Genomic DNA, 20,351 nt, shown 5'->3' with positions numbered 1-20,351 from the left:
AAATTTTCATATGTGATTCATCTGCACTTTGTTAGAGAAATTGTTATTCATAAACAAAAATAAGACTGTCCTTAATTAGGACAGTCTTACTGCTTTATATTATTAATAAATTGATGTACTATCTTTTGGCAAAGCTTTCACATGTTTTAAATAGTTCGTCACTTTATCATCATCTTGCGGATATTGATATTCATATGTGTTAGCAATTTCGTTCGCCACTTCTCTAAATAAATCACCCATAACAAAGAATGACTCCCATATATTTTCATATTCTGCATTAGAAAATGTCCTTTTAAATTGCTCCCACATATCTTCTTCAATATATTGCTCGAAATGCTTTCCAAACTTCCCTGTATTAACTGTAAAGTCTGTTTTCATACCAATATACCATTCTAGCATTACGATGAACATATCTCGCACTGGTCCTTCAAGCATTCCTTTTGCATAAGAAAGTTCCTCTCGCCATAACCCTTTTGCGATATTCGTACTACACCACCAAAATTCATTACAACAATCTAAAAACTCTTTTTCTGTAGGCTTTTTTACTAAGTAATCTTTATCACTTGCTGGTGGGAATTCTTCCAGACAATTATCTTTATCAAGAAGCAGTTTACTTAAACTATCTTGTCCAACGAACTTTTTTATTAACTCAACTGGAACTAGCGTTAAATCAATCCGATTCCCATCCATGAACTGCATTAAATACGGAAACTTTCCATCTTCATCTGGTTGAACTAACGACATTTCTTCTGGCATTTGTACTATCATTATTTCTCCAAATCTATGAACCCAATTATGATTAGACGTAAAAGATTGTATATCATTTACAACATACATAATATCATAGTCTTGAAAACAATCTCTTTTCACATTTGGATTTACACGCGATCCATTCATGATAACTGCTCGAATTCTTTCATCCTCTATTGCTGTATTTATAATTACGTCTAACATTTCTTTTTCAGTTCTCATCTACTCACAACCTCCAATTTTTTAATATATAATATAGTGCTATACTGGAGGGCCACGAGCTAATCTCGTTATACACGATACATGTTATAATTTTTCAAACATCTTTTTCATTCCACCTGTCTCCTTACATCATTCTTTTACGATTGCCATTACAAATCCATCGTATCCCTTACTTCCGACAGTTTGAAGCGCTGTAGCACTAACACGTGGCTCTGCAGCTATTAATTCATAGAAACGACGTATCCCTTGTACACGAGGATCGTTACTAGTATCATTAATAACTTCTCCTTCACGTACTACATTATCTCCAATAATTACGGTACCAGGGCGTGATAGTTTCAGTGCCCATTCAAAAATAAGTCGGATTATTTTGTTTATCAGCATCTATGAAAATAAAGTGAAACTTTAATCAGTGGGGGGTTCATCCCCACTGATTATTAGTTGAACCAATCGGGCATTAACGGGCAGTTGATCTCCCACCTAACTTCTTTGCTCCAGCCGACCTTTGGGGTGGGAGTCTTACTGCCCGTTAATGCGGGATAAAATCAAAAGGTTCATGCTTCTCATTTTCTATTTGTTGTAAAGAATCTAACGCTAATCCTGTTCGTATTTCAATTTTATCATTCAAATTAGCACGTTCAATATTGCTACGTGCAATTTCTGCATGTTTTTCATTTGCTTCCAATGTAACAACTTGGCCTCCAGATGGTAAGCCCCTTGCAATCCATATCGTGCTATATCCGCCTGGAGTACCAATTTCCAAAATGTTTCGAGCTCCTTGAATTTGTACTAATAGTTGTAAAAACTTCCCTTGCGTTGGCGATACATCATGTGCCGGTAAATTAGCTGCAGCATTCGCTTGAAGGACCCTTTCTAATGTAGAATCTTTCGGTATTAATACATCACTCATATATTGATCAACAGCCGTCCATTTCTCAATTGTACTCATGTAAATACCATCCCTTTCAATTTCCCAACGCTTTCTACCATTCACTTTTAATTATACCGAAAATTCTGTCTCAAATACAAAAAATAAAGAAGGGACATCTCCCCCTTACAGAATAGATATCCCTTCTTTTAAAGTTAAATTTAATTCCTATGGATTAGTAGACCAAAGCCCAGCAGATTTAATAAATGTACGTTTATTTAATTTTAGCTGCGCTACGATAAATTCTGCAATATCTTCTGCTTGCATTACTTTATCAGGGTTTCCATCAGTTAATCCTAAATCTACAGCCATATCAGTTGCTACTGTACTTGGTGTTAAAGCTGTTACACGAATGTTATGCTTACGAACTTCCATCGCTAACGATTCAGTTAAACCAAGAACACCAAATTTAGAAGCACTATATGCACTTGTTACAGGTGCACCTTTTTGTCCTGCTGTAGATGAAATGTTAATGATATCACCAGATTGTTGTTCAATCATGCTCGGTAAAGCAGCACGAGTTGCATAGTATACACCCATTAAGTTTACTTGAATGATTTTTTCCCAATCAGCAACGTCTAGTTCTAAAAACTTACCAAACTTAGAAATACCAGCGTTATTAATTAAAATATCGATAGATCCTAAACCATTTTTTAACGTTTCAATCGCAGTAGTCACTTCTTCGTATGAAGAAACATCAGCAGTTGCAATAACAGCTTTTACGCCTTCTGCTTCTACTTCTTTCGCTACAGCTTTTAAGTTTTCTTCTGAACGAGCTAATAGGCCTACATTTACGCCTTCTTTCGCTAATGCAATTGCGACAGCGCGACCAATCCCTCTACCTGCTCCTGTAATTAAAGCATTTTTGCCTTGTAATAATTCTGCCAAGTATAACACTCCTTAATCATCTCAGTTATGTATTATATTAAAATTGTATCTATGTTTATGTAAAAAGGCAATGATGCACTTTCATGTGCGTAGGTTACTTGTAGGTAACTATAGAAAATTACTATGCATTCATTGCACGTATTTATCATTATTCATGCAAAATAAAGACACCCTCCTCATAAAAGAGTGTCTGCGTATGAAATAAAAAATGGTTCTTTATCACTACACTATTTTTCTTCATAATTAGGAATACGCACAATAAATTCAGTACCTTTTCCTTCCTCACTCTCCACTTTTATCTCTCCTTGATGAAGATCGAGTACTTTCTTTACAATAGCTAAACCTAAGCCACTTCCTCCAGAGGCACGATTTCGTGAAGAATCCGCTTTATAAAAACGCTCAAAAATATGTTGTTTCTGTTCTTCTGATATACCAATTCCTGAATCACAGATACGCACTTCCACTACTGTCTCATGTTCCTTTAATTGAATAGTAATTGTACCACCGCTTGGAGTGAATTTAATGCTATTATGAATTAAATTAATCCACACTTGACTCATACTTTCTTGGTCTGCAGTTACATGGACTTTCTCTAAATCAAGATCTAATTCAATTTCTTTTTCAGCCCAGAGTGGTTCACTATTTAACACAATTTGCTTTAACTGTTGATCTAATCGATAGCTCACTCTCTCTGGTGTATACTCTTCGGATTCTAAAAGAGTTAGCTTTAGTAAATTTTGACTTAGTTTAGATAATCTCGTTGTTTCAGTTTCAATAATTGTAAGATAATGCTTTCTTTTTTCCTCAGAAAGATTATCGTCTTGTAGTGCTCTAGCAAATCCTTTTATAGAAGTTAATGGTGACTGTATTTCATGAGAAACATTTGATACAAATTCTTGTCTCATTTTCTCCATCGTATTCAGTTCATCTGTCATATCATTTATACTTTTTACGAGCACGCCAATTTCTCCATCATACTTTTCTTCATTTCGTATTTTTACGGAGAAGTCTCCTTTTGCAATTTTTTGTATCGGTTCAATAATAGTCCAAATCATTGCCTCTCGTTTTGGCCTCATTAATATTCCAATTAATGTCCAAATAAGAATAATAAATACAAAACCGACCATATCACTAATTAGAAAGGCAACAAATGGCGATACGTTTACGTCAAAAGCATTCAATATACTAGTTGCTATATAAAATGCGATAGACCAAATGATAGTAAGAAAAGAAAAGAGCGCTAATACCGCTCCAAATACTTTCAGCATCTTCAACTTACTCATTCGTTTTCTTTTTCTCATTTACTTACCTCTAAGCGATACCCTAATCCTCTTATCGTTTTAATACTAAATTTCGACTGCTCTTCTTGAAACTTCTCACGTAACCGATTAATATGAACGTCTAGTGTACGTTCATTCCCTTCAAAATCATATCCCCATATTTCTTCAATTAATTGCTCTCTCGAACAAGTTCTTCCCGATTTAGACCCTAAAGTAAAGAGCAGCTCAAATTCTTTTAACGGTAACGTAACCGTTTGTTCTCCAGATGTAACTTCGAATGTTTTACGATTTAATAATACATTTCCAACTTGAATCGATTGTGAAACTGTAATTTGGTAACGTTTCAATAATGCCTTTACTCTCACTACTAGTTCTATAGGGTCAAATGGCTTTACAAGATAATCATCTGTCCCAAGGTGAAATCCTTTTACTTTTTGTGATGTTTCCCCTTTGGCAGTTAGCATCAGAACCGGGATATCATAGTATTTTCTTAATTCAAAACATACATCAAATCCATCCATATTTGGCATCATGATATCAAGAATAACCATATCGACTTTTACGTCATCCATTTTCCGAAGTGCATCTACTCCATCAATTGCCTCATATGTTTGAAAACCTTCTCGTTCTAAAAATACAGAAACGAGTTCCCTAATGTGTGGATCGTCGTCTACTATTAAAATTTTAGGTATCAAAGGAACCATTTCCTTTCTACTTAGCATCTAATATATTTTTTTAAAATGCACCCTCTTTAATTTTCAATTGTTGCGTTGCAAACTCACGATACATATCATGCGTCTGTAATAATTCATCATGCGTACCACTACCTGTAAGATTCCCTTTCTCAATAAAGATAATTTTATCTGCATCTACAACAGTAGAAAGTCTATGCGCAATCACTAACGTTGTTCTGCCTTTCATTAAGTTATTTAACGCTTTTTGAACGACAGACTCAGATTTACTATCTAAGCTTGAAGTTGCCTCATCTAGCATAAGAATTTGCGGATTTCGAAGTAACGCTCGGGCAATGGCAATTCGCTGTCTTTGTCCACCAGAAAGCTTCACACCGCGTTCTCCAACTTCTGTTGCATAACCGTTTGGTAAGTCATGAATAAATGCATCAACATATGCCATTGCTGCTACTTTTTCAATTTCTTCATCCGTTACTTCGCCTTCAACACCGTAACAAATATTATCACGAATCGTTCCATCGATTAACGGACTATCTTGTGATACGTAACCGATTTGACGTCGCCATGACTGTAATGAATAACTCGTAATTGATTCTTTTCCTAATTTAATGGCACCACTAGTTGGCTCATAAAAACGTTCCAGTAATGAGAATAACGTTGTTTTCCCACTACCACTTGGTCCTACAATCGCTGTCACTTTTCCAGATTCAATTATGAAATCAATATTTTTCAAAACTTGCTCTTCTTCGTTATACTCAAAATGTACATTTTCAAGAACGATCGGCTGCTTAGCATTTGCCACTTTCACACCAGTTTCATGATCTTCTACTTCATATTCTAAAATCGTACTAATTCTTTCCGTTGCACCGATTGCCTTTTGAAATTGTGTAAAGAACATAGATAATTGACTCATCGGCATTATAATTTGAACTAAATACAAAATAAACGCTACAAGTTCACCAGTTGTTAATGCACCGCTAGAAACTCGCATCCCGCCATATCCTACGATAATAACAAGTAGTGCCATTAAAACAAACGACATAACTGGCGAAATTAATGCTTGCACTTTTCCTTCTTTCAAACCAAATTGTAATAACTTTTGTATACCTGTATTACCCGTTTCATATTCTCTTTTTTCTGTATTTGAAGATTTCACTAAACGAATTTCCGATAACACTTGCGTTAACACACTTGTAAAAGATGCCGTTTCATCTTGAAGCGCTTTTGAAATCTTATACATTTTTCGTCCAAGTGGAACTAAAATTAATACAGACAACGGAATAACCGTTAAAAGTAACGCAGTCATTTTCCAATCTAAAACAAATAATACAATTAACGATCCAACAATTGAAATACCACCTGTTAATAAGTTTGACAAATGCTCAGAAATTAACGTTTTCACAACACCTGTATCATTCGTCATACGGCTAATCGTATCACCTGTTCTATTTTGATCGTAATAAGATACCGGCAAGATAAGTACCTTTTTCCACAAACGTTCTCTTAGTCCCGCTACAATCTTCTGCCCAATATAATTTAGTAAATATATAGATAACCCTGCCGCAATAGTTTGCATTACAAAGAAAGCAACTAACCCAACAATTTGTCCTGCACTAATTGAAGAAAGCGAAAAATTATCTACTAATCCTTTTGTTAGCATGGGAATAAATAAACTCGCTCCCGTAGAAAGCAAACTCATTAATAATGCAAAAACTAAAATTCCTTTCGGAGGATTTGTATCTTGAATAAGGCGTAAAAACTGCCTCCAACTCCCTTTTTTCTTCATTTCATTTCTAACTTCCATTCCTGTTCATCTCCTCGTGTTAAACAAATCTGTTCTTTCTAAAATTAGAATACGATACAAATGTAAACTGAATGTAAACACACTTTTTCTATTTTTACAAAATATACATAAAAACTCATCTTTACAACAGATATAAACATCTGATATTATTACCTGGTACTTAATATTATTCTATGTAAATTATAAATAATTTACAACACGATATAAATCTCCAGTTAGTGAAAGGAGTATCCTTTTTGCAAACAAATATACATTCTGAAAAGGAAACAATTATTTTTATTCATGGGTTAGTTGGTAATCGTCGCGCCTTCAAAAAGGAGCAAAAACGATTTTCTGCCTCCTACAACATTATAACTTATGACTTATTAGGTCACGGTGATGATAAAGGAGAAGCAATCGACTTTTCATTACAGCGCCTCGTAGATCAATTATTAAACTTATATGAACAAGAAAATATTAAAAAAGCTCATATTTGTGCACTAAGTTACGGCTGTTACATCTCTACAATTTTTGCACAAATGCATCCAGAAAAAGTATTAAGTATTTGTCATATTGGAGGACATTACAATAACCCTTCTCGTTTATATAATGTATTTCAAAATTTTTGGGAGAAGCGAGGAGATGAATACTCTAAATGGCTCTCTCAATACGCAAATACTATTTTTCCAAGTGGTATACTAAAAGCAAATCCATTCGCAGTCATTTCAAGAAATATTTACTACCGTTTCGGATTACAATTACATTCATCCATAATTGCCCAGTCATTACGACATCGGTTAGAATTCGATTTAAAATCTAAATTAAAATCACTCCCTCACCCTATACTATGGGTAATGGGAGAGCATGATCATCTCTATAAATCTTGTCTATTTGATTTGAAATCTATTTTACCTAACGTTCTATACAAGGAAATACCTTTAGCAGGACATGCAGCGAACTTATTTCGTCCTAACTATTTCCACGACTTATATGATCGATTTTTAAATGGAAAGTTAAAATAAAAACTATTAAACTTCCAATTTATTCAACTATAAAAAGGCTTCCCAAGTTTCCTTGGAAAGCCTTTTCTCTATACGAAAAGTATATAAAACTACTTTTTCTTAGTATGCTTTTGTGTAACCTAAAATGTGCTTGCTCCAGTAAGAGTTACTTACAGAACTAATACGTACACCAGTTGCATCTGTTTCTGCACTAATGAACTGACCGTTTCCTAAGTAAACACCCATGTGAGAAGGACCTGATTTATAAGTATTTTGGAAGTATACTAAATCACCTGGTTGTGGATTGCTAGTTTTTGTTTTAGAGCTCCAGTATCCAGCAACTGTTTGACGAGCGCCTTTATGACCAGTTTGATTTAATACGTAGTGAATGAATCCACTGCAGTCAAAACCAGCAGGTGTTGTACCAGCAGTTCTGTATGGTGAACCATTTAAAGATCTAGCGAATCCAGCGATTGAAGATGTATCTCCACCTGTTGTTGGTTTTTGTACGTCTTTACCTGGTTGTTGAACGTTATTTGTAACGTTATTGTTATTGTTATTGTTATTTGTAACGTTATTTACTCCGCCTTTTACAAACTTAACGAAGTCTGCACTTACGTAACCTGTGCGGCCGTTATGGTTAATTTTGTACCAACCATTTTCAGCGCCAGTAACGTTTAATACTTTACCATTTGTTACTCCACCGATTACAGCGTTGTATGTAGCTGGGCCTGTACGTACTTTTAAAGCACCAGTGTTAACAACATAAGAACCACCAGTTTGAACTGTTGTAGTATTGTTGTTTGTAGTTGGTTGTTGTGTTTCGTTAGATACAGCAGAACCACCTTTTGTTACGAAGTCTTTGCTTACGTATCCAGTTCCACCATTGAAGTTGATTTTAAACCAATCTTGTACTTCACCTACAACTTGTACTGTTTTACCTTTGTTTACAGAACCTAATACTGTATGAGATGTACTTGGGCCTGTACGTACGTTAAGTGAAGAAACGTTTACTGTGTAAGTACCTGTTCCTTGTTGAACAGTCGTTCCTGTTTTGCCACCAGTCGTTACGAAGTCACCACTTACATAACCTGTTTGACCATTTACGTTTACTTTGAACCAACCATTTTCTTGTCCAACTACTTGTAGCACTTGGCCTGATTTTACTTTAGAAATAACGTTATGTCCTGTACCAGCACCTGAACGAACATTTAATACATCAGCAGTTACTGTGTATTTTAATTCAGAAGTTGTTTCTACAGTTTTTGTTTCAGTTACAGTCGTTTGAGTTTGAGTTTGTCCATTAATTTCTTTTAGCGCTTCATTTGAAACTTGTGCATGAGCAGAATCCATTCCTGGAACTGCAACGCCAGCTACAGAAGCTGCTGCTAAACCTGCAATTACTTTTTTCATAAGTTGTCTTTACTTCCTTTCCCTACTATCCTCTTAAAAAAAACTTAAAACTTTAATACTTTACAATATTATCAAAGTAAAATATTCATCCAGTTCCATTTTTTAGCAAGAGTTTTATTTTTCACACAGAGTTCATTTTAAATGAACAAAGTGAAATCCGTGTGAACTTCATGTGAACTTTATCATTAAACATAGTGTTTTTGCAATGATTTTTTCAAATTTCTTGTATATCGCATAAAAATTCGACATTTCATTTAATATCTCAATATAAAATATCCCTTTTCTATCTTCTATAAAAAATTCTATTAACCTAATACAAACTACATTATGTATTTCCTTATAAAGCTCCTTACATAAAGTATACTTTCATCATGACAAAAATCACTCTATTAATCAATAGTATAATATTTTTAGAAAACTAATTTTCTATACTATCTACAATTTTGAAATAATTTGACGAATTGTAAGATTTATTTTATAAAAACCATTTCTCCTTTAAAGAAAGCACACACTATACCAATTGTTCTCTTTTTCTGATTATAGAATTTATAGGATAACCATAGTATTATATACATATCCTAATAAAAAGAGGAGGCATATTTGTGAGACATATAATAGATGATCCTATACAAAAAAATATAGAGCTGTACTATGCTTTTATTCAATTCGTTTCAATGATAACATTACAAAAAATATCAGTTGTTGAAACACGTAAAGATGAATTGAAAAATCAGATAAAAAATGAAGGACAAAAAAAACCTTATTACTTATAAAAAAAGGCGAACAGGTTATATTCCTGTTCACCTTTTATCAAATTATTTATAAATTTTTACACGGTTTTCTAACGATTGGAATTCTTTTTCACCAGCCTGTACTACCGGTTTACCAAATGGCATTTGCGCAGTGAGTTTCCAATTTCCTGGAACATCCCACTCTTTTCTCACTTCTTCATCAATTAGCGGATTGTAATGCTGTAACGTAGCACCAAACCCTTCAATTTCTAAAGCTGTCCAAATTGCAAATTGTAACATTCCTGATGATTGCTGAGACCAAGTTGGGAAATTATCTTTATATAATGCAAAGTTTGCTTGAAGGCCTTCCACTACTTCACTGTCTTCAAAATATAAAACCGTTCCATAACCACTTTTAAATGCATTCATTTTTTCTTCAGTAGGTGCAAAGTTATTTTCAGGTACAATTTTTCTTAACGTTTCTTTCGTAATATCCCATAATTTATCATGTTGTTCTCCTAATAAAACAACAACACGAGCACTTTGAGAATTAAAAGCTGAAGGTGTATGTTTTACAGCATGATAAATCACTTCTTGAATTTTCTCATCAGAAACTACTTGCTCTTTACTAATTGCATAAATAGATCTTCTGTCTTCAATTGCTGAGTAAAAATCTTTTGCCATCATAATTCCCTCCAATTTTCAATTGAGGCTATTTCATATGTATACATCATATTACGCCCCTCAAGCTTATTATTAATAAGCTTATAACTTTATAATATCACAGCAATAAATAAACTCAAATGATAACACTTGTATTTAGAATCTTTTCCCTTTTTAAAGTTAAAATAAAAAGACTGTTTGTTGTTATCTAAAATTAGTAACAACAAACAGTCTTACTTATGTAGCGATCTAGATTGGTATTTTACTTACTTAATTAACTAATCCAAATGCATACGACATTAACTTATTCGTCTCTGTAAAACGTTTTGTTTTACTTGATGTCCCCATGACCACTGTAATAATTCGATTATCACCTTGCTTGGCAGTCCCAGTAAAACAGTATCCTGCACTATCTGTAAATCCAGTCTTTAGTCCGTCCATTCCTTCTATATATAAACTTTTATTATTTTTGTTTAACATGTCGTTTGTGCTTATAACATTAATATTATTAAATGCTAGCTGACTTTGGCGTAAGTGAGTCACTTCTAATATTTCCGGATAATCTTTTATAAGATGATACGCCAATTGTGCTACATCAGCAGCCGTCATTTTTGTTTCACTTCCATCTGGCTCTTGTAATCCAGAAGCATTTGCAAATTTAGCATGTTCCGACATTTTTAACTGTTTCGCTTTTGCATCCATAAGCTGAACGAAATCTTTCTCCGATTTTGCCATATGTTCTGCTAAAGCCACAGCTGAATTATTAGCTGACTCAATCATTAATGCATGATATAAATCTTTAACAGTTAATGTGTCATTAACTTGTACTGGGATTCTCGCTCCCTCTGTTTGTGCCGCCTTCGCACTCATTTTAACTGGATCTTCCCAGCGAACTTTCCCGTTATGTATACTCTCTAGTAGGAGATACGCTGTCATCATCTTAGACATACTAGCCGGTGCAAAAGCTTCATTTTCATTATATTGATAAATAATATCTCCATCACTCGCATCGATAATCATAGCTGCTTTTGCATTAATTTCTGGTGGGATGTACTTTGGCGGGACTACTTTTTCAGAAAATCCTGCTTTAGGTAGTTCTGCCACTTGCAAAGGTTGTCCCTCTACATTTGCTACGCTCTTTTGATTTCCTTGGAATAAGAACCAACATACCCCTAAAATAATGACTAATAGGACTGTCATCCTTCCCCATTTTAACCGATTCATTTCAAAACTCCTTTAGCAAACCTTTTATACACTCACATTTAACCTTAACAACAATTCCTTTATACAGTCAAGGCAAAAAGGTATGTTTATTCATATACAGCAATGATTATTTTAATTTATTTATGGTAAACTTACAATATTGAAACGTAAGAATATTCAATAATAAATTCTCGTAAATAAAGGAAACTTTAATCAGCCCCACCAATCGGGCTTTTACGGGCAGCCCGCCCCCCACCTAACTTCTTCGCTTTCACTGAATTTTGAGGTGGGGATCTTACTGCACAGCAAATAGCGGGATAAACTATTTAATAGAAGGGATTCATTCAAATGCTACTTCCAAAATCATTGCAATACGGAGACACAATTGGGATCTATTCCCCTTCTTCACCAGTAACTTACACTTCTCTAAAAAGATTTGAACGAGCAAAATCTTACTTACAACAGAAAGGGTTTCATATATTAGAAGGTTCATTAACAGGTCGATATGATTTTTATCGTTCTGGTAGTATACAAGAGCGCGCTGAGGAACTAAATGCCTTGATAAGAAATCCTAATATTTCTTGTATTATGTCAACAATTGGTGGGATGAATTCAAATTCACTATTACCTTATATTGATTATGATGCTTTTCTAAATAACCCTAAAATAATGATTGGATATTCAGATGCAACTGCTTTATTACTAGGAATTTATGTTAAAACAGGAATTCCTACATTTTATGGGCCAGCTCTCGTCCCTTCCTTTGGCGAATTTGAACCTTTTGTTAATTGCACATACAAATATTTTGCAGAAACTTTACTACATGATCAATCTCTTCCTTATCATATAAAACAACCATTATTTTGGTCAGATGAATTTATTAATTGGGAAAAAAAGACGAAGGAGAAAGAACTTCGACCAAACAATTGGATTTCAGTAATTGATGGAAAAGCTACTGGGCGTATTATTGGCGGGAATTTAAACACGATACAAGGAATTTTTGGTAGCCCCTATATGCCACATATTCAAGAGGGCGATATTCTCTTTATTGAGGACAGTTCAAAAGATGCAGCTACTATCGAAAGAAGCTTTTCATTCCTTAAAATTAACGGTGTATTCGATAAAATTTCAGGTATCATTCTTGGAAAACATGAGCAATTTGATGATTGTGGTACAAATCGAAAACCTTTTGAAATACTATTAGAAGTACTTCAAAATCAAAGAATTCCTTTTCTAGCCGACTTCGATTGTTGTCATACACATCCAATGATTACCATGCCTATCGGTGTTCAAGTAGAGTTAGATGCAACAAATAAAACGATACATATTGTAGAACCTTGGAAAAAATGAATGCATGGCTCCTATTGTTTTACAATAAAAGCCATGATACTATATACTTTGGAATGTGAAAGATTAAACAAAATACGTTCCAATATCTATCATTAGAAAAATTAGGTATAAATATATATTTATATGCAAAAGAGAGTGAATAAATGAAACCAACTATTAAAAATTATGTATTTTTACATGTAGCTTTTTTGATATATTCTATCATTATGGTTTACATGAAATGGGCAGCTCAATTTCCAATTGCTTCAATCTCATTTTTTATTGCTTATTTCGGACTAGTTGTACTTTTATTCGGATATGCAATTTTATGGCAACAAGTAATTAAACATTTCGAAATTTCAAAAGCATATTCACATCGCGGGATTATTATACTATGGTCAATGCTTTGGTCAGTATTTCTATTTGGAGATACGATTCAGTGGAATCATTTACTTGGTGCAGCTATTATTATCGTCGGAATTGTGGTGGTGACAAAAGATGAATAGTTATATGTTATTATTTATTTTCGGGATAATTTTAGCTAATTACTCACAAATATTATTAAAAAAAGCTACTTTACAACAATACGATTCTAGAATAAAAGAATATGTGAATCCTTATGTTATTATCGGCTACTCTTTATTTGTACTTAACGCTGGATTAAATGTAATCGCCATGAAGGGCATGGAATTAAAACAAGCATCAGCATTAGAATCCTTAAGTTATATCATCATATTAATTTTCGGTTGGTATTTCCTAGGGGAAAAAATAACGAAACGTAAACTCATCGGTAACATGATTATTATCTTTGGTGTAATCGTTTATTGTATCCAATAGTAAAAAGCTCCGTTTATCACAAACGGAGCTTTTTACTATTGACCTAAATTTTGCACCTTATCTTTCAAATCTCGAACTTGATCTACCGTCTGCATAAGCTCTGAGTTTTTAAATTGCTCTACATCCACTTTCCCTTCTTCTATCTTTGTCATCGCCGTATCAATTAACGTATTTAACTTTTCGTTATATCCGACGATTTGTTGATGAAGATCCTTTGCTACATCAGGTGGCGTTAATTCATTGAATGCGGGTATATCTTGTTTAATTTCACTAAGCTTCGTTTCTAATTCTTTTCGAGCCTCACTATCATTAACGGCCTTTTCTGCTAATGCTGGTGCATCATTTGCAAATGCACTTATTTCATTTACATAGTCTGTCGCCTTTTGAGCATAATCTATCGAGTTCTTTCCTTCCTCCACTATTGAACATCCCATTAAACCAATTGAAACTATAAATACTAATAAAATTGATTTTATTTTCATTTTAGACTCCCTTCGTCTTTATAATTGTCTGTAGTTTTCTCTATACATAACTTCTAGCTAAATTGTTTATAACCTTTTTCAAATAGCTATTTATCCTCTTACATGCCCTATTATCGTTACAACATCTATTTCTATATGTACGCTTATAATATCTTCAATTATATCCATATATCCTTGTCCTATAGCTGTTCCATAGTGTAATGTAAGCCCCTTCTTTTCATACACTGACTTTGGCACTGAAAAAATAAATCTCCTCAAGTTTCTTTCATCAGCTGGTTCCATAATTAATACAATCCCATCCTCATCAAACATATACGCTCGCCCTCCAACTTTACATTCACTATGGCTCAGTATTGCCTTGGTCAGCAAAATTTAAAACATAATAAGTTAAGATACACTCTGCTCTATCATAAAGTGAAACTTTAATTAGCCCTCACCAGTCGAATCTTTACCGGCAAATAGCGGGATAAAAATAAAAAGCATTCATTCTTTTTTGTTAAGAATGAATGCTTTTTAAAAAATCAATTTCTAACTCTAGCATCTTTTTTTGACGAGGTTTTACTTTCCTTACGGGAACTCCAGCGTAAATATACCAATCATCTAAACTCTCTTTTACCATACTCATCGCGCCGACTGCCGTACCTTCTCCTACAGTTACATTTGGAAAAACAATAGAATTAGCACCAATAATCACATGTTTTTTTAAAATAACTTTTTCTGCTTTCACATCCCTATATTGATTCGGGACGGTTGGCCCCATTAATGTATTTCCACTGAAATCATCAAGTACTGCATATACAATTGTTTTAGCTGAGATGTTTGCAAAATCATGCATTTCAATCCCAACTTCCCCTCCATATAACGCTGTATACGCTGATATGTGCGAATAACTTCCAATTGTGATTTTGCCACTTAAAATGCAAAAATCATCAATTCTTACATGATTACCAATTGATATAGCACCCGGATTATATATACTTGCTTTTTTACTAATCAATACATTTTTCCCAACAGATAAAAACCCAATTTTCTTTAGTTCTTCTTGACTATAAAAACTATTCATCTACCAACACCACCTTCTGCTCTAAACAGATTACAATTTGCTCTACTAGTTCTTTCGTCATTCCTTCCCATAAAGGTAAACTTACGATTCGTTTAGCTATTTTATTCGTTTTTGTTAAATCTGTAGACTTATAGTTTTTAAAAAGAACTTGTTGGTGGCAAGATGGTGAAAAGTATAATCTAGCTTCTATTTTCTGTTTTTTCAGTTCTTCTATTACTTGTATGTTGCGAACTTCTTCTGGACAAATGATAGGCATAAATTGGTGAATAACTGCTTCTGTCTTTTGGACTTTCCACCCTTTTTTCATTAACCCAGTATTTTGTAACAACTGTTTATACCATTCAGAAATACGGGTGCGTTCTTTTAATTTTTGATCCCACTTTTTTATAGTCGCAATCCCAATAGCTGCTGCGTATTCAGACATTTTACAATTAAACCCCATCATCGTGCATTCACGATTTTTATCAAATCCGAAATTCCCCATTCTTTTAATACGTTGTATATCTTCTTCGTTTTTACTATATATGAGCCCTCCTTCACCAATTCCGAACGGCTTTGTTGCATGAAAGCTATATACGATCATTCCACTAAAATCTTGACCGTAATGCATCCCTCTATTCATTAATCCAAATCCCGGTGCCGCATCTACGACAACCGGAATCCCCTTCTTCTCTAATTCTTCATATTCTTCTAAGTTCATCCATGATCCAAAAGTGGCGTACGGGACAACAATCGCAACCTCTTCTTTTAATTCTTCTATCTTATCCAAAAGTACCGTTTTATCCATATACCAATCATCTATTGAAATATCAATAAAGTAAGGTTCCAATCCACACCAAATAGCGGCTAAGGCAGTCGCAGGGAATGTAAAGCTAGGCATGAGAGCATACTTTCCCTTTCTTCTTTTCTTTAGTTGAATAGCCGCCATTAACCCTAACGTTGCGTTTGCTACTGTTGTAACAGCTCCCCTGTTTTGAAAAAATACCGACATAATTGTTTCCTCAAAACGTTGATTTATAGGTCCATAATTCGTATATATGTGAGATGTATCAATTTCCTTCAATTCGTCCAAATACTCAATTACAGGTACAGTTGAAGCACGTAAAAAAGGAATATTCTCCATATCTATCTATTCCTTCCTATCATTTTCGGACAATATAGAGCATATCTGTTTCAGATAATCCAAATTTCCTAGCACTTTTCATTCCTTGTTTTTCCGCTATGTTATATAATTCCACCTTAAATCCTGCATTCATTAATCGTTGAATAAATCCCGATTGATTATAAATTCTCACATGATCTTCTTGACCAAAAGCTAATTTCCTCAATTGTGGTGTTACAATTAATTCATTCTCTACAATAAAATCTACATTCATTACGATTGGTACTTGAATAATTCCCCATCCATTTGGCTTTAACACTCTATATAACTCTCGCATTGCTTTGTCATCATCAGGAACGTGTTCTAACACATGGCTACATAATATTACATCAAAGGTATTACTATCATATGTAATCCTTGTAACATCAATTTCCTTCATTAATGGATCCTTTGGTTCTAAGTCACCACATACGTACGTAATATTTTTATACTCGTTAAACCAATCTCTTAACTTCGCTTCAGGTGCAATATGAAGCATAGTATAGTTTCTATTTAACAAGTCTGTTTCCGTTTCAATGTATGTACGATACAATCTTTCACGATCCATCGAATTACAAACTGGACATATCCCTGTATCTTTATTCCACATCTCAAATTTATATTTCGGAAAATCATAATGTGCTGGCCAAGGTGAAAATTTTTCAAATTGTTGATTGCAATATTGACAATAACAGAATTCTTTCTCAAACATGTGAGCAACTAATTTGTGTAACCCTTTTTTTATCTTTTCATTATAAATTTGATCTATTTCGCCGTTTCTTACTGCATCCTTAACTATAAATCCCGCATTTTCTAAACAATAAGATAAACTCTCTTTATACTCACTTTCAGAACTTAAAAATCCACTATTATATGCATCTATAATTAATTCAATCCACTCTTCAATTGTCATTAACATAAAATGCATTTGTTTTTGATTTTGTCCACTATGTTGTCTAAAATAACTAAGAGGTTCTTGTATATAAACTACTTTTCCTTTTCTCATCATATCTATCCAAGTTGCAATATCATTAATAGCAGAATAAGCCTTTCCTTTAAAATACCCAAACTTACCTTCAAACAAATCCCGATTAAACAAAACAGTTGTCGGCTCACCAACTATATTTTTTAAGTTTTTTAACATATAATTCCCTAATTCTTTTCCTTCAAAAAGTGTTGTTTCTTTCGCGATTTTCATATTCAATGTTGAAGGTGGTAATATCTCTCCATTCTCATCAATCAGTTCACGATATGACGTCACAAATGAAATGTTTTCTAATGCCAAAAAGTATTTCATCATTCTCTCGATCTTTTCATGATGAAATAAGTCATCATCTAATAAAAAGTTTATATAATCCCCATTCGCAAGTTCTATACACTTATTAAAGTTTTCAGCAACTAATGGCGTTTCATTTTCAACATATGTAATACACTCATATTCACGTAAGTACGGTTGAATCATAACATTGACTTCATTATTTGTACTGTCGTCAGAAATAATAATTTCTATATTTTCATATGTTTGATTCAGAGCACTGTTGAGCGCTAATTCCAAGTAATAAGGTCTATTGTATGCAGGAATAAGTATACTTACTTTCGGTAAAGAAGAATTATTATTTATATGCTGTTTTTTCTTTTCTATATTTATTTTCTTTCCTCTAATTTTTTGGTAATAGTCTAATGTATATAATATCGATGATGGAACTATCCTTCTTGCATAATCTAGAAAATTAGTTATCGCTTTGTCTAAATCTTTTTCGTTGGATAAGAAACCATATTTTTCTCCCGCTATAATACTGTGTGAAAAATCTTCTAACCCATCCATCATTTTATTAGATTCATTTAACTGTTGATCTGGATGTAATCGAAAGTAACTAAGTGTCTCTGCTATATATACTGCTTTTCCTTCACTTAATAAAGATAACCATGAAGCTATATCTACATTACATAAATACCGCCTCTTATCAAAAATCCCATACGGTTCTTGTAACTCATTTTTACGAAATAAAACTGTTGTTGGTTCTCCAATATAATTTTTTTGATCCACAATTACCTTATTTCCTAATTCTATTCCCTCTATAATCGTATCCTCTTCAAATAAACGGACAGTTGAATAAATATGTCGTAGTTCTTTCCCTTTATCATCAATTACTTGACGATGAGATGTTACTAGCTTAATTTCATTATCTAGATCATTGAAAAAATACTTCATCATCTTTTCAATTTTATTCACATGAAATATATCATCATCCATTAAAAAATTTATATACTCACCGTTCGCTTCATGAAATAACATTAGCGCATTTTCAAATTGTCCGAGAGTTGATCTGTTTTTTATATAAATAATATTTAAATGATCACATAAATATTTTTGTAACACCTTTTCTGTTTCGTCATTCGTGCTGTCATCTCCAACTATAATTTCTATATTAGGGTACGTTTGTTCTAACACACTACATAACGCCTTTTCAAAGTAGCGAGGACGATTATACGTAGGAATTAACACACTTACCAACGGAAGTTGCTCTACGACCTCTTCAATTCTTTCAATACGATTTCTCATTTTAACTCTCTCACCTCTTCGCATATTATTTATATACGCGACACAAAAATCACATTACTTTAACTGTATGGAGCCTATATACTTTTATGCAAACATGAAACAAAATATCATACTTTTCGTTCCTGAATAAACATATTTAATAACGCGGACATTTTATTTGCACCTTTTTTATTCATATGATCACTATCATAAAAATCATCCTCACAAAATAATGGCGAATCAAATAGATCTATGATTTGAAAAGAATATTGAGTTTGAAACTCATTTATAACTTTATAAAAATCTTCTTTTAATTTCTTACTACTACAATTGAAATAATGTGAAGTAACAGGGAATACAACAATTAATGGCTTTATATCGTTTTTTAATAGTAATTCTAAATATTTCTTAAAAATCATTTTATTTTCAACTAAAGTATGAGGATACGCCAATTTAGCGTGTGAAGCTGCTCTTATTTTCCCGTGTTCTTCAAAAGGAATGTAAAGAGGAGTAGTATTCCATTCAGCATTTATCCAAGGCAGTACCAATGATTCATCTTTTAGTTCATCTAATAAAATATATTCAAAATGCAAATTAAAAATAGAAAGAAGTGGTTTCGGAGTATTTAGATGTGAGAATCCATCAGTGGGTAGAGGAGAATGAACTACAGTATGATGACCATCTTGAAACAATGGATAATATACTTTGTGAATTCTATATGATTCAGATGATAACGACATATCAAAGAAAAATGAAAAATAGGCTATTCCTATTAAACAATATTGAAATGAATGAGTGTTTGATAGAAGTTGTGACGCTATTAAATAATCATAGTATAGATCTTGCGATGGAAGTGTTAATTTTATTGACTTTTTTGAGAGGAGCTCCGTACTTATGCCACAATGTGGATAAGACAAACCGGTAGCAAACAATTCATACGTCGGATCACTCTTTGCTTTTTTCATAGAAATGTATAAAGACATAAGCTCTGGATTTATTTGATAGATAGAAATTAATTTATCCTTCCATTCATACATGTATTTTGTTAAATTAATAATTTTTGAACTTTGCACACCCCTATTTATCAAGTCATTTGTAAGTTTTTCTGCTTCCACTCTCCAAATGACTATATATTGAAAAGAATTTTCTATTCGAACAACATCTGAAACGTCTACAACATGAACTATTGTTTTACATTTATTTTTGTCTAATGTATTTCGAATCCTCTCCCCGGATAATTCATCACTTAAAACAATGATTTTATACTGCTCCTTCATGTACATCCCCTCCATTATATGTATAATATGAAATTCATTTTTAATTCGTAACAATCATATACACCTGCAATCTAACAAAAAAATAGCTCCACCATTAGGCGTAGCTATTTTTACAATTATTGCTTA

The 20,351-nt window shown here is 33.2% G+C and carries 19 protein-coding genes and 2 pseudogenes; 5 read left to right on the top strand and 16 right to left on the bottom strand.

Features of this window, described 5'->3' with window-relative positions; all coding sequences use genetic code 11:
* Positions 1–102 precede the first annotated feature (102 nt).
* The 7 genes and pseudogenes from ASE54_RS03035 to ASE54_RS03010 form a co-directional block, all read right to left on the bottom strand.
* A complete protein-coding gene (locus tag ASE54_RS03035; protein WP_001258546.1) occupies positions 103–972 on the bottom strand; it encodes an aminoglycoside 6-adenylyltransferase in 870 nt (289 codons plus the stop codon).
* Positions 973–1,101: 129 nt separating this feature from the next.
* Positions 1,102–1,369, bottom strand: a pseudogene (locus ASE54_RS33525) (O-methyltransferase); the annotation flags it as partial.
* 141 nt (positions 1,370–1,510) lie between these two features.
* Positions 1,511–1,921 (bottom strand): annotated as a pseudogene (locus ASE54_RS33520) (class I SAM-dependent methyltransferase); the annotation flags it as partial.
* A gap of 147 nt (positions 1,922–2,068) precedes the next feature.
* Positions 2,069–2,788 (bottom strand): 3-ketoacyl-ACP reductase, encoded by a 720-nt coding sequence (locus ASE54_RS03025; RefSeq protein ID WP_000818985.1) that lies wholly within the window; start codon positions 2,786–2,788, stop codon positions 2,069–2,071.
* 227 nt (positions 2,789–3,015) lie between these two features.
* The gene (hitS, locus tag ASE54_RS03020) at positions 3,016–4,089 is read right to left on the bottom strand and encodes an envelope stress sensor histidine kinase HitS (RefSeq protein WP_001231613.1); all 1,074 of its coding nucleotides are present in this window, start codon (positions 4,087–4,089) and stop codon (positions 3,016–3,018) included.
* Complete coding sequence (hitR, locus tag ASE54_RS03015; protein WP_000612415.1) at positions 4,086–4,763, bottom strand: envelope stress response regulator transcription factor HitR; 678 nt, start codon at positions 4,761–4,763, stop codon at positions 4,086–4,088. The genes hitS and hitR overlap by 4 nt, the downstream gene beginning before the upstream one ends.
* Before the next feature lie 40 nt (positions 4,764–4,803).
* Positions 4,804–6,564 (bottom strand): ABC transporter ATP-binding protein, encoded by a 1,761-nt coding sequence (locus ASE54_RS03010; protein WP_000453881.1) that lies wholly within the window; start codon positions 6,562–6,564, stop codon positions 4,804–4,806.
* 236 nt (positions 6,565–6,800) lie between these two features.
* On the opposite strand from ASE54_RS03010, the gene ASE54_RS03005 reads away from it, so the two are divergent.
* The gene (locus ASE54_RS03005; RefSeq protein ID WP_001194308.1) at positions 6,801–7,565 is read left to right on the top strand and encodes an alpha/beta hydrolase; all 765 of its coding nucleotides are present in this window, start codon (positions 6,801–6,803) and stop codon (positions 7,563–7,565) included.
* A gap of 99 nt (positions 7,566–7,664) precedes the next feature.
* Here ASE54_RS03005 and entFM read toward each other — a convergent pair whose 3' ends face one another.
* The gene (gene entFM / locus ASE54_RS03000) at positions 7,665–8,957 is read right to left on the bottom strand and encodes an enterotoxin EntFM (protein WP_000755524.1); all 1,293 of its coding nucleotides are present in this window, start codon (positions 8,955–8,957) and stop codon (positions 7,665–7,667) included.
* A gap of 602 nt (positions 8,958–9,559) precedes the next feature.
* Here entFM and ASE54_RS02995 point away from each other — a divergent pair.
* Positions 9,560–9,730, top strand: coding sequence for a hypothetical protein (locus ASE54_RS02995; RefSeq protein WP_001215911.1), 171 nt, complete (start codon positions 9,560–9,562; stop codon positions 9,728–9,730).
* Positions 9,731–9,772: 42 nt separating this feature from the next.
* Here ASE54_RS02995 and ASE54_RS02990 read toward each other — a convergent pair whose 3' ends face one another.
* Positions 9,773–10,375, bottom strand: a complete 603-nt coding sequence (locus ASE54_RS02990) for a nitroreductase family protein (protein WP_002083262.1) — start codon at positions 10,373–10,375, stop codon at positions 9,773–9,775.
* Between the two features lie 246 nt (positions 10,376–10,621).
* Positions 10,622–11,575 (bottom strand): D-alanyl-D-alanine carboxypeptidase family protein, encoded by a 954-nt coding sequence (locus ASE54_RS02985; protein ID WP_001080883.1) that lies wholly within the window; start codon positions 11,573–11,575, stop codon positions 10,622–10,624.
* Positions 11,576–11,902: 327 nt separating this feature from the next.
* On the opposite strand from ASE54_RS02985, the gene ASE54_RS02980 reads away from it, so the two are divergent.
* The 3 genes from ASE54_RS02980 (at position 11,903) to ASE54_RS02970 (ending at position 13,720) form a co-directional block, all read left to right on the top strand.
* The gene (locus ASE54_RS02980) at positions 11,903–12,904 is read left to right on the top strand and encodes a S66 peptidase family protein (protein WP_000926336.1); all 1,002 of its coding nucleotides are present in this window, start codon (positions 11,903–11,905) and stop codon (positions 12,902–12,904) included.
* A gap of 143 nt (positions 12,905–13,047) precedes the next feature.
* Positions 13,048–13,389, top strand: a complete 342-nt coding sequence (locus tag ASE54_RS02975) for an EamA family transporter (RefSeq protein ID WP_000805128.1) — start codon at positions 13,048–13,050, stop codon at positions 13,387–13,389.
* A complete protein-coding gene (locus tag ASE54_RS02970) occupies positions 13,382–13,720 on the top strand; it encodes an EamA family transporter (RefSeq protein WP_001089871.1) in 339 nt (112 codons plus the stop codon). The genes ASE54_RS02975 and ASE54_RS02970 overlap by 8 nt, the downstream gene beginning before the upstream one ends.
* A 35-nt stretch (positions 13,721–13,755) precedes the next feature.
* Here the strand turns inward: ASE54_RS02970 and ASE54_RS02965 are convergent, their stop codons facing one another.
* The 6 genes from ASE54_RS02965 to ASE54_RS02940 all read right to left on the bottom strand — a co-directional run bounded on the left by ASE54_RS02965 (position 13,756) and on the right by ASE54_RS02940 (position 20,225).
* Positions 13,756–14,202, bottom strand: a complete 447-nt coding sequence (locus ASE54_RS02965; protein WP_000695203.1) for a DUF6376 family protein — start codon at positions 14,200–14,202, stop codon at positions 13,756–13,758.
* A gap of 90 nt (positions 14,203–14,292) precedes the next feature.
* The gene (locus ASE54_RS02960; RefSeq protein ID WP_000459099.1) at positions 14,293–14,514 is read right to left on the bottom strand and encodes a hypothetical protein; all 222 of its coding nucleotides are present in this window, start codon (positions 14,512–14,514) and stop codon (positions 14,293–14,295) included.
* 184 nt (positions 14,515–14,698) lie between these two features.
* Positions 14,699–15,265, bottom strand: coding sequence for an acyltransferase (locus tag ASE54_RS02955; RefSeq protein ID WP_001084172.1), 567 nt, complete (start codon positions 15,263–15,265; stop codon positions 14,699–14,701).
* Complete coding sequence (locus ASE54_RS02950) at positions 15,258–16,388, bottom strand: DegT/DnrJ/EryC1/StrS family aminotransferase (RefSeq protein WP_000427951.1); 1,131 nt, start codon at positions 16,386–16,388, stop codon at positions 15,258–15,260. The genes ASE54_RS02955 and ASE54_RS02950 overlap by 8 nt, the downstream gene beginning before the upstream one ends.
* 19 nt (positions 16,389–16,407) lie before the next feature.
* Positions 16,408–18,969, bottom strand: coding sequence for a glycosyltransferase (locus tag ASE54_RS02945; RefSeq protein WP_001245913.1), 2,562 nt, complete (start codon positions 18,967–18,969; stop codon positions 16,408–16,410).
* A gap of 107 nt (positions 18,970–19,076) precedes the next feature.
* Positions 19,077–20,225 (bottom strand): hypothetical protein, encoded by a 1,149-nt coding sequence (locus ASE54_RS02940; protein ID WP_000664257.1) that lies wholly within the window; start codon positions 20,223–20,225, stop codon positions 19,077–19,079.
* Positions 20,226–20,351: the final 126 nt, after the last annotated feature.

This window comes from Bacillus sp. Root131 (assembly GCF_001429475.1).
GTDB lineage: Bacteria > Bacillota > Bacilli > Bacillales > Bacillaceae_G > Bacillus_A > Bacillus_A thuringiensis_S.
The sequence above is the reverse complement of the archived record's forward strand: the minus strand, read 5'-3'. Positions and strand labels throughout refer to the sequence as shown.

Excerpts from the sequence above, each read along its gene's own strand:
- ASE54_RS03035 (WP_001258546.1), bottom strand. The coding sequence starts at position 972 with ATGAGAACTGAAAAAGAAATGTTAGACGTAATTATAAATACAGCAATA.
- hitS (WP_001231613.1), bottom strand. The coding sequence starts at position 4,089 with ATGAGAAAAAGAAAACGAATGAGTAAGTTGAAGATGCTGAAAGTATTT.
- ASE54_RS03010 (WP_000453881.1), bottom strand. The coding sequence starts at position 6,564 with ATGGAAGTTAGAAATGAAATGAAGAAAAAAGGGAGTTGGAGGCAGTTT.
- entFM (WP_000755524.1), bottom strand. The coding sequence starts at position 8,957 with ATGAAAAAAGTAATTGCAGGTTTAGCAGCAGCTTCTGTAGCTGGCGTT.
- ASE54_RS02990 (WP_002083262.1), bottom strand. The coding sequence starts at position 10,375 with ATGATGGCAAAAGATTTTTACTCAGCAATTGAAGACAGAAGATCTATT.
- ASE54_RS02985 (WP_001080883.1), bottom strand. The coding sequence starts at position 11,575 with ATGAATCGGTTAAAATGGGGAAGGATGACAGTCCTATTAGTCATTATT.
- ASE54_RS02980 (WP_000926336.1), top strand. The coding sequence starts at position 11,903 with ATGCTACTTCCAAAATCATTGCAATACGGAGACACAATTGGGATCTAT.
- ASE54_RS02975 (WP_000805128.1), top strand. The coding sequence starts at position 13,048 with ATGAAACCAACTATTAAAAATTATGTATTTTTACATGTAGCTTTTTTG.
- ASE54_RS02970 (WP_001089871.1), top strand. The coding sequence starts at position 13,382 with ATGAATAGTTATATGTTATTATTTATTTTCGGGATAATTTTAGCTAAT.
- ASE54_RS02965 (WP_000695203.1), bottom strand. The coding sequence starts at position 14,202 with ATGAAAATAAAATCAATTTTATTAGTATTTATAGTTTCAATTGGTTTA.
- ASE54_RS02960 (WP_000459099.1), bottom strand. The coding sequence starts at position 14,514 with ATGTTTGATGAGGATGGGATTGTATTAATTATGGAACCAGCTGATGAA.
- ASE54_RS02955 (WP_001084172.1), bottom strand. The coding sequence starts at position 15,265 with ATGAATAGTTTTTATAGTCAAGAAGAACTAAAGAAAATTGGGTTTTTA.
- ASE54_RS02950 (WP_000427951.1), bottom strand. The coding sequence starts at position 16,388 with ATGGAGAATATTCCTTTTTTACGTGCTTCAACTGTACCTGTAATTGAG.
- ASE54_RS02945 (WP_001245913.1), bottom strand. The coding sequence starts at position 18,969 with ATGAGAAATCGTATTGAAAGAATTGAAGAGGTCGTAGAGCAACTTCCG.
- ASE54_RS02940 (WP_000664257.1), bottom strand. The coding sequence starts at position 20,225 with ATGAAGGAGCAGTATAAAATCATTGTTTTAAGTGATGAATTATCCGGG.